This window comes from Bradyrhizobium sp. BR2003 (assembly GCF_009720285.1).
GTDB lineage: Bacteria > Pseudomonadota > Alphaproteobacteria > Rhizobiales > Xanthobacteraceae > Bradyrhizobium > Bradyrhizobium elkanii.
On the sequence record NZ_SMYJ01000007.1, the window covers coordinates 1 to 15,516 of the forward strand.

Sequence of the window (15,516 nt, forward strand, 5' to 3'; positions counted from 1 at the left end):
GTAAGCGCCGTTCAGGGGCCACCTACCGACTGACGGGGTGATCTGCGAGTCTGCGGTTCGGTTTGGACCGTTGGGCTTAGAATGGACACAGTGCATAGTGCTATCATGGAGCCGGTGCGGCGGCTCGAGGTCTTCACCGGAGCCGGCCGTCGGCGGAAGTGGAGCGACGAGGACAAGGCTCGGATTGTTGCGGAGATCGCTGCGAGTGGCGACTCGGTCTGCTCGGTAGCGCGACGGCATGGATTGTCGCCGCAGCAGCTGTTTGGCTGGCGCCGTCAGTTGCGAGAAGCAGCGGGCGGTCATTCCGAAGCAAAAGAGGTACAGTTTGTGCCGGCGGTGGTGGATGCCGTGGTGCCGACGCCCGCTCTTGGGCCTGAGCGGAAGGCGGTGCGCTGCAAAGCCAAGGCGGATTCCGGGGTCATAGAGATCGAAGTTGACGGCATCACGATCCGGGCCGGCCGTGGTGCGGACCCGACGATGATTGCGTCGATCGTCCAGGCGCTGAAGGCGAGCCGGTGATCGGTCCCTCGGGTGCCGTCCGGGTGATGGTGGCGACCAAACCGATAGACTTCCGCAAGGGGATGGAAGGGCTTGCGACCTTGGTACGAGAGAGCATGCGGGCAGATCCGTTCTCGGGCGCTGTCTATGTGTTCAGGGCCAAGCGGGCGGATCGGATCAAGCTGGTGTTTTGGGACGGAACGGGTTTGTGTCTGTTCACCAAGCGGCTCGAGGATGGGATCTTCCGCTGGCCGAAGATCGAGGACGGTGTGATGCGTCTGTCGGCGGCGCAATTGTCGGCGCTGCTAGAGGGGCTCGACTGGCGGCGTGTGCATGAGGTGCGTGAGACGCCGGCGCCAACGCAACCGGGATAGTTGTTGGCGGCGCTGCGGCTAAGTGAATCAGGAGCGTCGGACGCGTCGCCAGATGGTGGTGAATATGCTCTGAATTGGGTGTGAGCGACGCCCTGCCTGACGATCCCGAGACGCTGAAAGCGATGCTGCTTGCAGAGCGGTGCGAGAGCGAACGGCTGCGTCAGATCATCAAGGAATTGCAGCGACATCGGTTTGGCCGGCGGGCAGAGACGTTGCCTGAAGATCAGATGCTGCTGGGCCTGGAAGACGTTGAGCAGGTGGCAGCGTACAGCGAGGCGGCGCAGGACGTCAGCGCGCCTGAAGGCCGTGAGGTGCGAGCCCGTAGGCGACGCGGCAACCGCGGCACCTTGCCGGCGCACCTGCCACGGATCGAGGTCGTCGTCGACATCGAGGACAAGACCTGTCCGTGCTGCCAGGGCGAGTTACACAGGATCGGCGAGGATAGAAGCGAGCGGCTGGACCTGGTCCCGGCGCAGTTCCGGATCCTCGTGACCCGGCGTCCCAAATACGCCTGCCGTGCTTGCGAGGATGGTGTCATGCAGGCGCCGGCCCCAGCGCGGTTGATCGAGGGCGGACTGCCGACCGAAGCCACCGTCGCCCAGGTTCTGGTGTCTAAATATGCCGATCACCTGCCGCTCTATCGGCAGGCGCAGATTTACGCCCGTCAGGGCATTGAGCTCGATCGTTCGACGCTGGCGGATTGGGTGGGACAAGCAGCCTTCCACCTGCGTCCGTTGCATGAGCGCCTCCTCGGCAAGCTCAAGCAACGGCCAAAGCTGTTCGCCGACGAGACGACGATGCCGGTGCTCGATCCCGGCCGAGGGCGTACCAAGACCGGTCAGCTCTGGGCCTATGCGGCGGACGACCGGCCGTGGGGCGGTGCCGATCCACCGGGCGTCGCCTATGTCTATGCCCCCGATCGCAAGGCCGATCGACCGATCGCCCATCTGGCAGGCTTTAAGGGGATCCTGCAGGTCGACGGCTATGCCGGCTATGGCAAGCTGGCCGAGCGTGGCGACGTTCAGCTTGCATTCTGCTGGTCGCACATGCGGCGCAACTTCTACGAACTTGCCGCCCCCGGTCCCGCGCCTATTGCGGGCGAGGCGCTCAAGCATATTGCCGAGTTCTATGCCGTCGAGAAGGACATCCGTGGTCGCAGCGCCGAGGAGCGACGTCTCGATCGACGACAGAAAAGCCGGCCGCTCGCCGACGCATTCGAAAAATGGCTGCGAACGAAACTCGGTTTGATCAGCCAAAAGGGTAAGCTGGCCGATGCCATCCGCTATGCTCTCTCACGCTGGGAAGGCCTGACGCGCTTCATCGAAGATGGCCATATCGAGCTCGACAACAACACTGTCGAGCGCTCGATCCGCCCGATCACGCTCAATAGGAAAAACGCATTGTTCGCAGGTTCTGACGGCGGTGCCCAACATTGGGCCGTCATCGCCTCCTTGATCGAAACCTGTAAGCTGAATCACATTGATCCGCTGGCCTACATCACCGATGTGCTCACCAGGATCGTCAACGGTCACCCGAACCGCCAACTCGACAGTTTGTTGCCATGGGCCTACGGAAACGGCTAGAATCTGGCCTGAGCGAAGAAAAACGACGAGCCAACATTCTCGAGGCGCGCCAGTGAGCGACAAGAACCCCTTGTGGCAACAGGACGGGGTAGATCCCGGTTGGTTTACAGCTGATCACATCGGGTCGATCAGGAACAGCACGAGTTACCGCCCGGGCGGTTGGTGGTTCTTGCCTGCTTGGCTGCCCGACACGCAAGAACACGACATTGGCCCTTTTAAAACCAAGACTGCGGCACTAGCTGAGGCGGAACGGCTGGCAGCCCTCCACAACCGAAAAACATAGAGATCAGCTAACGTCTCAAACCCGTGTGTTCGGAACAGCGCTTACCCTGTTTCGGGTCGACGCCCGACCTCACGGCTACCAGAAAGTAGCCGGCCAGATTGCAGGTGAAGGTGCGCAGAACGTCACGAACCCCATGCTCTACTGCTTTCACGGAGTGGCCGTCATCGAACTCTACCTTCTGACGGTTGCGGAAGGTGCTATATCTCAAGCTGCATCTCGCGTTCGGTCCTGCTTTACAGCCGGAACACGCCGTACTGCGGTGCGTCGATCGGCGCATTGAGCGAGGCGCTCAATGCAATTGCGAGGGCGGTTCTGGTGTCGACAGGATCCAGGATGCCGTCGTCCCAGATTTCGGAGGTCGCATAATAGGCGCTCGATCGTTCGTGATATTCTTCGAGAATTGGCTCTCGAATGGCTGCCAGTTCCTGCTCGGAGAGGCGTCCGCCCGCGCGAGCCAACTGTCGCGCCTTGACGTGGGTGAGAACGCCTGCGGCCTGTTCGGCGCCCATTGCGGATATCTGGGAATTAGGCCAGCTGAACACAAATCGAGGATCAAACGCGCGTCCCGACATAGCGTAAGTGCCCGCGCCGTGCGAGCTATTGCAAACGATCGTAAACTTTGGCACGGACGCTCCGGACACTGCCATGATCAGCTTAGCGCCGTCCTTGGTGATCCCACGCCGCTCATATTCGCGGCCAACCATGAAGCCCGTGACATTCTGCAGGAAGAGCAGGGGCGTCCGGTTCTTGTCGCATAATTGGATGAAATGAGCGCCCTTCAGCGAGCTATCGCTGAACAGCACGCCATTATTGGCAAGGATCCCGACTTGATACCCATGAAGCCGCGCAAAGCCACACACAAGTGACGTGCCATAACGTGGCTGGTACTCATGGAATCGGCTGCCATCGACTAGACGAGCGATGATCTCTCGCATGTCGAACTGCGCTCGGGTGTCCTTTGGAATGATGCCGTAGAGTTCGGAAGCACTGTAAGCGGGAGGCTCAGGAGCCACTCGATCGATCCAGGTTTTCGACGGTTGGCGGAACCGAGCGACGACGTCGCGAGCAATCGCAATTGCATGCATCTCGGAGCTTGCGACGTAATCACTGGTCCCCGACACGTTGGTATGCATGAGGGCGCCACCCAAATCTTCGGCGGACACGTGTTCCCCGGTGGCAGCCTTTACGACCGGGGGACCGCCGAGAAAAATCGCTCCCGTACCTTCCACCATAATGTTGTATTCACTAAGTGCGGGGACGTACGCCCCTGCCGCGGTGCAGTGGCCCATGACGATGGCGACCTGCGGCACTCCCATCTTCGAGAGAATCGATTGATTCCGGAGGATTCGACCAGCGTGGTAGCGATCCGCAAAGAATTCCGCCTGCAAAGGCAGGAACCCACCGGCGCAGTCGCACAGATGAACCACCGGCAGACGGTTTTCGATGGCGATATCTAGGGCCCGCACAATCTTCTTGACCGAGAGCGGATACCATGCGCCGCTTTTCACGCTGGCATCGTCGGCATGAACAATCACCTCCCGGCCCGACACAATGCCGATGCCGACGACCTGCGCGGCGCTTGGCACCTCGCCATCATACGCTTTGTTGGCGGCCAGCGTGGAAAGCTCTAGGAACGGAGTTTCCGGGTCGAGCAAGGCTGCGAGTCGCTCGCGAACAAACAGTTTGTTCTGTCGACGCAATCGCTCGAAGTCCCGTTCTGGCCGGTGGAAGCGGGCGGCGCGCTGCCGTTCCTTCAATTCGGCCGCAAGCTGTCTGTTGTGGAAATCGTTGCGGCGAAACGCTTGCGAGTTAACGTCCGCTACGGAACCGATCCGCTGCATTTCAGCGCCCTTCTTCGGAGAGCGTGACCAGCACAGCGTCATGCTCGAAGCTTTCGCCTTCCTTGACGTGAATGCGATCGACGATGCCGTCCTGCGGAGAGCGTATGATCGTCTGCAGCTTCATGCTCTCAATCATCATCAGTGCCATTCCCGCCGAGACTGATTGGCCAGGTGAAACGGTAGTCGCAACAACTACGCCAGGCATCGGCGCACGGGCGATTAGAGGGCGTGTTTCGTCATTCGAGGAAGTGAGCGATCGCAATGGGTCGTTGTAGCGTACAATGCGGGTTCTGCCGCGTATATGCAGGTGAATCAGGTCGCCATCGATGGCGAACCTGACCGGTTCGCGTTCCCCCGCAATGGTCAGGATGCCGCTACTCTCATTGTGCTGCGTGAACGCGACGGGAGCAATCACTTGGTCGCGCAAATGGAGCCGATAGCCCTGCTGGCTGGTTGAAAGCCATAGCCTATAGTCTATGCGGTCGACCTCGAACGAGTGATACACGTCAATTTCTCCAGCTGCCAAATGCTGCTTGAAGCTCGGGCACGGCGTCAGCGGAAGCACGCACCGGTCTCGTCAGGAGCGCGGCAGATGCCAGGAACGCAGACAATCCGGTAGCAAAATTGTCCGTTGCAAGATGCGGGTTTTCTTCGAGGTATCCCGTATGGACCTGACCGCCGAGAAATGCCTCGTCAGCTAGGATCCGGGCGAGCAAGCTTGCATTGGTCTCACACCCAAGTAGAACAAGTTCCCGAACCGCACGATGGGCTTTCATGGCAGCCTCTATGCGGCTTGGTGCATGCACGATAATCTTTGCAAGCATTGGATCGAACACCGGCGTGAGGTGCTGACCTCGCACGATGCCGCTGTCGATCCGTACGCCGTCCGGATACTCCAGAAGAAGTACTTTGCCAGTGGTTGGGACGTATCCGCGTTCGGGAGCCTCCGCGTATAGCCTGAGCTCGATCGCATGCCCGTTCGAAGCAATATCGGATTGCGAAAGCGCAAGTTCGCGGCCTGCTGCGGCATAAACCTGTTCGGCGATCAGGTCGACGCCAGTGACCATCTCGGTCACTGGATGCTCGACTTGAAGGCGGGTGTTCATTTCGAGAAAGTAGAACTCGCCTTCGCTGAGAATGAACTCAACCGTTCCAGCGTTTTGATATTGCGCCGCACGAGCGATGCCGACCGCGGCTTCGCAAATCCGTGTCCGCAACTCTGGTGATAACGCGGGCGAGGGCGTCTCCTCTATGATCTTTTGAAAGCGGCGCTGCACCGAACACTCGCGCTCGAAGAGATGGACTATGTTACCGAAGGCGTCACCCAACACCTGTACTTCGACGTGCCGCGGGCTTTCGAGATATCGTTCGACATAAAGTCGGCCATCTCCAAAGTAGCGACGCGCTTCACTGCGCGCCTCCTCGATGGCTGCTTCCAATTCATTTGGGTCGCGGACAATCCGCATGCCCTTGCCCCCACCGGCCCCTGTCGGCTTCACCAGCAAAGGAAATCCAACAGCTTGCGCTCTCGAAACGAATGTCGGCGGATCTTCTTCTTCGATGGCGCAGGGAAGGACTGCAAAGCCGTTACGCTGAACGAAATTGCGGGCCCGGATTTTATCCCCCATGAGCTCGATGGCTTCTGGAGCGGGCCCAATGAAGGTAATGCCTGCCTTGATCACAGTCCTGGCAAACTCCGCACTCTCGGAAAGCAATCCATAACCCGGATGCAGCGCCCCGGCGTTCGCCTTGCGAGCGGCAGCCATGATCTGCGCAATGTCCAAATAGCTCGCCACCGGCGTGCGGCCGGTGATCGGAATCGCCAAGTCGGCCATGGAGACGGCCGGGGTCAGGGCGTCTACGTCGTGGTAGGCAATTGCAGAACGGAGTCCAAGCGTCCGTAACGTTTTGATAATTCGTGCAGCTATCTCGCCCCTATTGGCGATTAGAACCGTATCGAAGGGTAATTTGTGCATTCGCCTATCCGAACAAGCACTGTGGCTAGAGCTTCCGTCAGTTGTGAACGATCGGACCCGCTCTCGACGGCCCGCATACTGCTTGCCTTGGTGGAAGATCAGGCTTGATCGATTTCTGAGTGTGAACTGGCACGCTCACGGCCGGCGATCCCTCACTTTGAGTCACTGTTCTTCTTGCCAGTATCTCGAACGGAGATCACGTAGCGACATTGCTGGCTGAGGCTCGCTTGCTTTGATCGGAGACAAGACGCAATGGCGGCGCGATCAGGTATGTGGCTGCTGCACAGGCGGAACACGTCTTCCATGCAAGCCTCCGTCTCCCCCGCGGTCGGCGCTTGGTCGCGCGCATTCACCTGTCCGGGAATTGCTGCGGTCATTGCGACAGCAAGAGCGATAGCGCGGTAGTTGGCACTGAGAAGCGAAGCCAAACGGAGTCGTTGGTTTTGACTCATGATATCCTTTCAAGTCGGTGGTGCAGCGGTTGTTGTTCGGCGACTAAATGCAAGATAACCTGACGACCGGAAAATGGGCCCGGCCGCGCAGTTCTCTTTTTCTGTCAGGAAGCGTCGAGATTGTCGAAGGTGGTCCCCAGTTGTCTAGGATCGTACAATCTGACGCAACGAGTGATTCAAGCCCCTTTGTGGGCCCAATCGTCTGAAGATATTTGGAATGTGCATATTCCGTCTTAGGCGGACGCTTGCGCGAGGGAGTTCGGATGGAAGGTACGCACAGTATTGCTGTGCGCGCCCGTGAATGGCCCCGCGGCGTAGCCAACGAGATGAGCCTCGCTGTTACGTAATTGTACGTAGCGCGGTTGTCGCATTTCTTTGATCTGAGAATTGCATGCTCGCCCCATGAATCCAAAAAGTAAACTCTACGAGCCCGATCACTGGCGTGGCCGTGCGGAAGCAACGCGAAAGAAGGCGGAAGCACTCGCCTACGGCAAATTAAGAGATAGGCTTCTTAAGATTGCCGTCGAATACGACAAGCTGGCTCTGCGGGCCCAAGATTGGCAGGCGCGCAAAAACGAGAACGATACGTTGTCCGACTATGATTTGTGAGAGCTGGGTGCGCTCGGCAAAGCGCGCGCGGGCATACCTGCTCGCAGTTTCATTGATGGAGCAAGGTCGCTCAGCGCGCTTGGCGCGGCCAAGTCTATTGCAAGACGGTGTGCGGAGTGAGTCGCGCCGTTCGGGGGGGGCGACGGACAACGGGGGGAAGGACGAGGTGGCCGCGCGCAGCATGGTGGTATGACGCCCCGCTCCTGTTGCGATGGGGTCGGGGGCGCTGGCGAGGCTGGCGACGCAATCCCTGCCGCCATCCTTGCGCAAGCCTCACAAAGTACGTTTCCGACCTTAGTTGCGCATCTGTGCGCGGGTAATAGCCGATGTCAATCGGCATTTGGCAGGTCATGTCAGTCCGCCGATCCGAGGCGTTGTCCTGTTATCTCCACCTATTTCGTTTGCGTCGCGAGAGAGCCGCATGTCGTGTCTAGGTAGTCCGCAGGTGTTGACTTGAACCAAGTCAAAGAAAGAGATCCACCACCGCCAGACTGGCGGTGGTGCGCCGGCTTCATCCTCAGCACGATTCGATTGGAGCAGTCGCGGCATACGAGTGGTCGAGAAGCGCTCGTGTGCCGCACTATTTGTCAAGACAGCGCCGTCGGTTCTGTACCGCTCATAGGAGCGATGCGACGATCCAGCAAATGCCGGCCCAGAGCAGCGCGTTTAGGAACAACCCAACCAGTGGCCACAGGTTCCATTTCGTTTGCGTCGGCCAAGATCCGCAATCAACGCCATAATGCTTGATCATGGGGTGCTTTGGTGTGCGCCAGTGCATCATTCATCCCACGATGCGCTGGCCCACGGGAGGAGGCTCGCGTTTGGGTGTCTCGTATCGGTCATGAGTTTCGTGATCTTCCTTCAAGGTTCGAGTGTAAGAATTCCGTCCGTATCGTCGCTCAGACGAAAAATCCTGCGAATTGCCGGCCTGCTTAGCGCTGCAGCGTTCCGGACGGCCCAAATAGCCATCGTGGATTGACGAGAGCGGCGCGTCCTGTTCGCTTCGTTTTCTTGACCGCAGCAATCAGCATGCCACGAACGGAGAGACCGGCGCCGCTTTGACAAAAGCAAAATGCAATTTGTCGATTTCAACGCCATGGTCTAGCTGCCCTTAGTCGAATTCGCGACACCGATGTCTGAAAGACGACGCCAGTCGATACGTCGTCAGCGACAAAGGCGCGACAAGCGGTCCGAAAGATCGCCGTTGATCGCGATTGAGTCTGAGGCAGTAAGCCAGGCTAGTCGCCTTCCCTGACCGCTAGCTGACGAAGATCCGCTGAGATGGAAGAAGAATTTGAGATGTTGGCAGCTCACTCAATGACATGTTGGCTCAGCCGCGGCTCCGATGCGAACTGGTTCGAGATTGCGCTATTACAGCCGGATCATGGTCACATAGATGACGCATTGGCACTGTTTCAGACCGCGAGAAGTGTGTGCTGCTACCTATCGAGTGCCCACATGACAGCGCAGACCAAGGCGCCGTCCGAATCATAGCGGCGGCAGCGCGCGGTTTTCGAGCCAGAATGGAACGTACAAGCAGGTATCACATGCGATCAAATGGAGCCGCCGGGACGACGATCGGTCCATCGGCGATGAGCTGATGGGCCATGATCGGCCTCGGTCCAATTCATATTCTCGAGCAGATCACCACCTGATCTGCACGGTTAGGGCAATGATATCTGTTTGGACATGCCAAGGCTCAAGGGCTGACCTGCCTGAAGGCCGGCGATGAGAGGCCAAGCCACCCAGCATGGATGGGCGACGTGGCCCACGCGAGACTCGACGTGGTGACGGAGTTGTCCACCGGGCTCGCCCATCGGGTCAACCATGGGGCAACTGACCGATTCGTAGCGGATCGCGCGCGGCCACGATCAAGGGGCCAATGAACATGTCCGTCGTGTCCTCAAACACGATGTGAGCGTTCGAAAACCAAGAATGGGAGAGCAAGTGATGATGGACATCAGCGTTTTTCTTAGCAGATGGTTCGCTGAAGAGTGGTTTTGGAACGTTGGGCTGACGACCGAGCTGGCGCCGGTTAATCAGTCGCCAGACAACGTCATCTACGTCGACTTCAAGGCGATCCGCGAGGCGAAGGAGGGGACGTGCGAGCGCAGATCATAGAAAAGCTTGAGGCCGGCCGGGTAAAATATGGCCAGTTCGCCAGCGTTCCTGGATCGGGTCCCTGCGGCCAATTTCTTGTGCAGGGGCCGTGCGGGTGTGAACTCAAGATCAGTGGATTAGTTCGTCCTAGCTGGGAGCACGTCGCTGTCTCGACGCCGCGGCGTTGTCCAAACTGGGAAGAGATGTGCTTCGTAAAAGACCTGTTCTGGGATGAAGAGGAGTGCGTGATGCAATTGCATCCACCTCATTCGCAATATGTGAATAACAGCAGGTATTGCCTGCACCTGTGGAAACCTACTCATCGGGACATCCCAATGCCGCCGCCGAGCTTTGTAGGCATAGTTGGGCTAGGACCATCCGAAGCAGCAATGTTATATGCACGGATGAGCGCGACAGCATGACGAATTGCATCGACAATATCCCCTTGGACGAGGGCGCTGTGCCAACGTAGAAACGTCGGTTCTTCGCCGCCGGAAGGCAGCGCGATCGCGGGGCATGTCGGGCTTTCCTGGCAGTTCGAACGTCGGGTTCTCAGCCAGAACTTCCGCTGCCGCGCAGGTGGCCGCTAAAGTTCACTAAATCAGCAAGATTTGTCTCATATGCATCACCGTGGCTGCATTCATTGTGGGCATGATGGGATTGGAATTATGTTTTGGCGACCTTCAAGCCAGTGCTTGGAAAGTCGCGTTGATCGGGGGGAGGAGCAACAACGGAAGTCGTATCGAGGGCTGGCGCCACTGCAAGTAGGACGGCGTGCTCGTTAGCCCCAGCCCCCGCCTGGAACAGAGCTGGCGATCAAAACGGTGTGCCTGCAATAGGGAGACATGGATCGATAACGTTTGCAAGCTTGTCGGCTCGACAGCCCGTCATCAGCTTGCGGTAGTATCCTTCAGAGGCAGAGCATGAGCATACCGCACTCGCTCTGAGGAACGTGCGCTGAGCTGCCCAGGAGCGTCCAGCGGTTGCGGGCCTGTCTTTTGGAGAGACGCTGACAGCGATGCCCAGCCGCCCGAATATCGTACCCAAAGCTCCGTTCCGAGCATTCTCGGCAACGGAGTGGGAAACATTTCTGCGTCAATAGCGGCGCTGTGCTTGTTCAGAAGCGTCGGGCCCGTGGGATGCCGCTCAGAATCGACTTGCTGCCCTGAGCGTCTCGCGATGTCGGCCGCGATGATGGCAACCATGCATGGATCAGCATCGTTCCACCCGCTTTCTCAATCGCACGACGCTGTCTAGCTGTGTATCCATTGATCCTTTGCAGACAAGCGCCTGACACTCGTTCTGTTCGGAAGAAGCGAGCTGTGGCTCGTTTGCACTAGGCGTAGATCTGGAAGAACATTAGAGATCCTCGTCAGCGAGGCGCGATGAGTGGCATTGGATATCAGGTTTGTTCGAAAAGCGGAGACGGTGCTGTCCGGATCGTTGTTTCCTCCGCAAAGCAAGCTCTCGCCAAGGCAAATGAACTCGCCGAATCTGGAAACGAGATCCTGATCAAGGACCTTGCGGGCAGGGTCATCGACACGGCGACGATCGTTGAACTCGCCGCGCGCGAATAGATTGCTTGTCCCGGCGCATGGGTTGGTTCAGCAGTCATGAGACAAGACTGCTCGTTCTACCTGTTCGTCGAGCGCCTGAAGGATCGGAAAACCTCTTCGCCAACGCTTCAATCTCGGGTCGGTTGGTCAGTGATGCCAGCTCGCTCTGGAAATCGAGAACCGCTCAATCCGGCAGCTAGGCGCAAGAACCAGACAGCTGACAACAGCTGGAAGCTTGCTCCGCCGTATCTCGCGAGCCGTCCGAACGTGGCGGCGCCCAGGCGCACTGATTAAAGAGGTTCTTGAGCGATCGGCCTCGAGCCGTCGTCCACGACGACGAGAGGGCCGTTTGACGTTCCGCCCCCTTCCTATCATCGTGCGGCGACTCGGAACGTCCAATCACGACGCGACTTTCTTATGCAGTGGCAGAGTGAATTGAAGCGTCGCACCCCGCTCCGACTTGCGGGCAACAGACAGGCGCCCTCCGTGGGCCTCCACGTTTGAACGGCAGATCGAAAATCCCGTTCCAATAACCGCTTGATTTGGTGGTGAAGAAGGGGTCATGGCGGCGAGCGGTCGGCGTATTTCGTGGGCGATGGACGCCGTCAGTGCTCCCAATGTCGTAACGCGCGTGACATGCGCAAGCTCAGCCTGAGCTTTTCGCAGCTCTTATTCCGCCTGATTTGAATAGTTGCGGTGATGTCAGTGCTGGCACCACGGTAGCCTAGAAAAATGCCGGACGCATCCAAGAACGGTTTGCCGTTGGTCCGGACATAGATCGCAGATCCCGTCCGACTGAGGATGGGATAGATCAGATCGCCAAACGAGAGATGTGCAGCTAGCATTGCTCGATGCTGGGGAGCGCATAGCTGTGACGCGTTGATCCGCGGAAAGTCGACGCCCAAGTCGTCGGCATCACCAGCTGGCTGCAGCTGGGGAAACGAAGCTCCTCTCCCTCCGACCGCTCTCATCCGGCTTTACCGGCCCGCTTGTGAGATTCGTGACCAATGTAGGAAAGTTGACGAAACGCAGGCGTGAAAAGCCCCAGAATCAAGCATTTTCAGTTGGCGCGCTGTTTGCTTCGTTCGCGGCGTCAGAACTGATCGCTTCCAAACAGCGGTTGGCCAGGAGATTACCTATGTTGCGAGTTGAGGTAGAGCGATACGTCGAGTATCCCGCGAGACAGCGTCGTCTGCTCTAAAATCTCAAACAGAAGGCTACAGGTCTTCGACGTATGGAGCCTAGTTCGAGATGCGCGGTCGGACTGCGTCCATAACCCCATAAGCCGCATGCGCCTTCGTGTCCTGGCGGCGATGTCTGGCACCGGTTTGGATGCTTCCAGATATGTGTTCATGAAGTCATTGTGCAGCTGTGAAAAGAAGTCCAACGATCCCGCGGTTAAATGTAGCGAATACGCATCCCGCTGATGTGTATATATCTCCCGTCAACTTGACGGCCAATGGCAGAGCACATCTGGGACATGCCGCTGGGCCATATCTCAGAATGGATGTTGTACAGAAGCACCTGAAGAGGGCGGGGCATCATGTCCGTTCTGGACTGACGACTGACGGTTTCGAGAACCATGTCCTGGTCCGAGCGGCTCTTGAGAACATTGACCCGTCCGCCTTGGCACATGGCTTCCATATCAGAATTGTTGAAGATCTCGCCTCCGTCGGGGTCGTTTTCGATCATTTCGATGATCCGGCGTATGGCAGCAATCTGCAGCGCTTTTCGAAGGTCGGCAACGCGCTGATGGGCGCCTTATCTGCAGCGGGCGCGCTTCGTTTCCTCGCGGGGCGCCTACCAGTGGACGATGCGGGTTCTACTGCCAGACCAGAAGAGCGTTTCTGCATTGGAGGCTGGTTTGGTGCAACCTGTCCGGTTTGCCTGGCATCTGCGGGGAGCTTCTTCTGCGAACAGTGTGGACATCATTTTGAGCCCGAGGAAGCGCTGAATCCGGTATCCAGGCGTGGGCGGATTGTCGAATGGTTGGGCAACGTCTCAGCATTCCTTTCAATTTCGGAAAAGGACCGACTTCTACGGGCGTGGGACGATACGGCCATCGAATCTAGCTTTCTGGAGATAGGGAAACGGTACGTCGCACGTAAAGGGCAGCAAATGCGGCTGACCGTACCGGGGCTACATGGCTTGGCCTGGAAGTCACGACATTTCAACGGCCAGCAGATATTGTTTAGCTACTCCTCGTTACTCTACGCTCATTCTCTCTATTGCGGTCACAAGGACACGGAGGGCACCCACAAGCCCAATCCTTTTGCGCGCGAGTCCGATGCGTTCCTCATTGGCGGTACCGGTATCGATAACACAATTCCGATGCTTGTCGGCGTTACTGGATGCGCATTGGGTCAGAACTCGTTCCGCCCATTTGATAGAATTTTTTTCAATCACTTCCTTCGGCTGAACGGTTCGAAGTTCTCTACGAGTCGCGGCCACGTGATCTGGGCAGGCGAAATCGCTCGAATTCCGAATATATCGGTCGACGTCCTCAGAGTGTACCTGTCGGAAATCTGCCCGGAAGAAACCGAGACCGACTTGGTACCAGAGCGCCTGGTCGATCGTTACAACGCGGTTCTCGACAAGATATCCGCGGCAATCGACCGCTGCACACAGTCCCTAAACACGATGCCGTCTCTCGCTGGATGTCATGTTGACGGTGCGATGATGGTTACGTTGGATCGACTCTACGAAAGACAGTGCGGCGCACTTTCGCTCGACCGTCTGCGGGTATCGCAATCGTCGCGGCCGCTCATCGAGTGGGTCGATCATCTTGACGGCTCGCCGGACCATAAGACCGCTTACGCCTGGCTTATGGGGTTCAGCATATTGGCCTGGCCGCTGATGCCCAAGATAACAGAAGCCTTGTGGCTTTGGCTTGGTCATAGCGGCCATCCAGTTGCCGCACGCGCTTCGACGCCTTCACCTCACCGAAATGGAAGGGCGCCGAAGATCGATGGGCGTCGGTTGGCGGTTTCAGATATTGAACGATGCCTTCCGGGAAAGATTGCCGCATGACAGTCGCGAACATCGTTCCAGCCGAGAAGCTGCCCAGCGCAATCCCGTTAGAAGTCTCCATTCCCTTCATGGTTGGTAGTATCAGCTTGGCCGCATCCTATGGCTCGAGCTTCGTTCTCGTCGACGCTCTGCGGTCCATTCAACAAACCGCCACGACCGCCGGAGCCGTTATTTCGACCGGTACGATCGCAACGATACTGTGTTCGCTAATGGTCGGCCGGATCGCGGATTCACTTGGCTTAATGCGAACTATCACCGTAGCCGCAGTGATGATGGCGGGCGCGATGATATGTTTCGCATTAGCGTCAACTCTAGCGCTCTTCGCTTACGTCGGAGGGCTTTTTCTCGGCATGGGGTGGTCCGGATTTTATATGCTGGCGCCGCTTCAAGTCCTGGGTCACGTGCGGGCTGAAGCCCGTATCAAGTATCTTACCTTGCTTTCCGGGTCTCAAATGCTGGGTATCGGACTTGCTTCTCCTCTCGCGCGCACCGTCGCGGTGACTGCGGGATCCTACATTGCGGTGTACGCCCTATTTGCGGCTGCATGTCTCGTTGGCGCTACGTTCTTGGAGTTCGCCGGTAGGGGGCTGGCGCAAGCTCCTCAGACCAAATTGCCAACTATACGTCTCACCCTGGAAGGCGTGCTAAAAGCCCTCAAATCGAACACGCGATATCCGATCATCATGATCGGCCTTGGGGGATGCGTTTTCGCCGGTCTTTTCACATTCCAAACGCTCTACGCTGCATCGCGATCGCAGTCTGCCGACACATTCTTTCTGGTTTTCACGCTGACGGCCGTCTTCATGCGGTTTGCTGTGGCGCCGGTAATTGGAAAATTTCGCCTTGAACGCGTAGCCGCGGTCCTCATCATATGCACTATCGCGGGGCTATTCATTCTTTTCGTGAATGTAGGCAGTACGGCGAACTACATCTTCGGAACAATGATGTTCGCGCTGGGATACGGTCTCAGCTATTCGACCCTGAACAGTATGGTCGTGTACATTGCTGACACGGATGGGACATCGTTGGCTATCGCTTCTCAAGTCTTCACGCTTTCCTACTTCATTGGCCTATTCGGATTTCCATACATCGCAGGGCAAATCGTGAGGTTCGGCAGCTTCGATAATCTGCTGATAAGCATGATGATGCTTATCGTCGCGAATGCAGTTCTTCTTGCAACTCAGGTTTTCTCGGGCAGCCGAGAACATTGACTG

General features: G+C 57.8%; 13 protein-coding genes and 1 pseudogene. 9 read left to right on the plus strand and 5 right to left on the minus strand.

Annotated elements, in window-relative coordinates:
- Nucleotides 1-105: 105 nt before the first annotated feature.
- The 3 genes from tnpA (at nt 106) to tnpC (ending at nt 2,455) form a co-directional block, all read left to right on the plus strand.
- The gene (gene tnpA / locus E2I15_RS01730) at nt 106-519 is read left to right on the plus strand and encodes an IS66-like element accessory protein TnpA (RefSeq protein WP_246668491.1); all 414 of its coding nucleotides are present in this window, start codon (nt 106-108) and stop codon (nt 517-519) included.
- The gene (tnpB, locus tag E2I15_RS01735; RefSeq protein WP_137484185.1) at nt 516-872 is read left to right on the plus strand and encodes an IS66 family insertion sequence element accessory protein TnpB; all 357 of its coding nucleotides are present in this window, start codon (nt 516-518) and stop codon (nt 870-872) included. The genes tnpA and tnpB overlap by 4 nt, the downstream gene beginning before the upstream one ends.
- A gap of 122 nt (nt 873-994) precedes the next feature.
- Complete coding sequence (gene tnpC / locus E2I15_RS01740; protein ID WP_137484187.1) at nt 995-2,455, plus strand: IS66 family transposase; 1,461 nt, start codon at nt 995-997, stop codon at nt 2,453-2,455.
- Between the two features lie 516 nt (nt 2,456-2,971).
- Here tnpC and E2I15_RS01745 read toward each other — a convergent pair.
- Genes E2I15_RS01745 through E2I15_RS01755 form a run of 3 tightly spaced genes read right to left on the minus strand, consistent with a single transcriptional unit; the run spans nt 2,972 to nt 6,555 of the window.
- The gene (locus E2I15_RS01745; RefSeq protein WP_170991844.1) at nt 2,972-4,579 is read right to left on the minus strand and encodes an acyl-CoA carboxylase subunit beta; all 1,608 of its coding nucleotides are present in this window, start codon (nt 4,577-4,579) and stop codon (nt 2,972-2,974) included.
- 1 nt (nt 4,580) lies between these two features.
- Nucleotides 4,581-5,084, minus strand: a complete 504-nt coding sequence (locus E2I15_RS39660; RefSeq protein ID WP_170991843.1) for an acyl-CoA carboxylase biotin carboxyl carrier protein subunit — start codon at nt 5,082-5,084, stop codon at nt 4,581-4,583.
- A gap of 1 nt (nt 5,085) precedes the next feature.
- Nucleotides 5,086-6,555 (minus strand): acetyl-CoA carboxylase biotin carboxylase subunit, encoded by a 1,470-nt coding sequence (locus tag E2I15_RS01755; protein WP_137484111.1) that lies wholly within the window; start codon nt 6,553-6,555, stop codon nt 5,086-5,088.
- An 854-nt stretch (nt 6,556-7,409) separates the two neighbouring features.
- On the opposite strand from E2I15_RS01755, the gene E2I15_RS01760 reads away from it, so the two are divergent.
- The 4 genes from E2I15_RS01760 (at nt 7,410) to E2I15_RS01770 (ending at nt 11,293) form a co-directional block, all read left to right on the plus strand.
- On the plus strand, nt 7,410-7,616 hold the full coding sequence (locus E2I15_RS01760) for a hypothetical protein (RefSeq protein ID WP_137484109.1): 207 nt from the start codon (nt 7,410-7,412) through the stop codon (nt 7,614-7,616).
- Nucleotides 7,617-9,566: 1,950 nt separating this feature from the next.
- Nucleotides 9,567-9,737, plus strand: coding sequence for a hypothetical protein (locus E2I15_RS38585; protein ID WP_170991842.1), 171 nt, complete (start codon nt 9,567-9,569; stop codon nt 9,735-9,737).
- Between the two features lie 77 nt (nt 9,738-9,814).
- Nucleotides 9,815-10,138 carry a DUF7694 domain-containing protein gene (locus E2I15_RS39790; protein ID WP_502707167.1) on the plus strand — a complete coding sequence of 108 codons (324 nt, stop codon included), beginning with the start codon at nt 9,815-9,817 and terminating at the stop codon, nt 10,136-10,138.
- A gap of 963 nt (nt 10,139-11,101) precedes the next feature.
- The gene (locus E2I15_RS01770; RefSeq protein WP_137484105.1) at nt 11,102-11,293 is read left to right on the plus strand and encodes a hypothetical protein; all 192 of its coding nucleotides are present in this window, start codon (nt 11,102-11,104) and stop codon (nt 11,291-11,293) included.
- A 378-nt stretch (nt 11,294-11,671) separates the two neighbouring features.
- On the opposite strand, the gene E2I15_RS39665 is transcribed toward E2I15_RS01770, so the two are convergent.
- Together E2I15_RS39665 and E2I15_RS39090 are read right to left on the minus strand one after the other, a co-directional pair.
- Nucleotides 11,672-11,836 (minus strand): ATP-binding protein, encoded by a 165-nt coding sequence (locus tag E2I15_RS39665; RefSeq protein ID WP_338134509.1) that lies wholly within the window; start codon nt 11,834-11,836, stop codon nt 11,672-11,674.
- A pseudogene (locus E2I15_RS39090) lies at nt 11,834-12,129 on the minus strand (PAS domain-containing sensor histidine kinase); the annotation flags it as partial. The pseudogene E2I15_RS39090 and the gene E2I15_RS39665, both read right to left, overlap by 3 nt.
- A gap of 571 nt (nt 12,130-12,700) precedes the next feature.
- Between E2I15_RS39090 and E2I15_RS01780 the strand changes: the two are divergent.
- Nucleotides 12,701-14,302 carry a class I tRNA ligase family protein gene (locus E2I15_RS01780; RefSeq protein ID WP_210241938.1) on the plus strand — a complete coding sequence of 534 codons (1,602 nt, stop codon included), beginning with the start codon at nt 12,701-12,703 and terminating at the stop codon, nt 14,300-14,302.
- The gene (locus E2I15_RS01785) at nt 14,299-15,513 is read left to right on the plus strand and encodes an MFS transporter (RefSeq protein ID WP_246668482.1); all 1,215 of its coding nucleotides are present in this window, start codon (nt 14,299-14,301) and stop codon (nt 15,511-15,513) included. Before E2I15_RS01780 ends, E2I15_RS01785 begins: the two co-directional genes overlap by 4 nt.
- Nucleotides 15,514-15,516 lie beyond the last annotated feature (3 nt).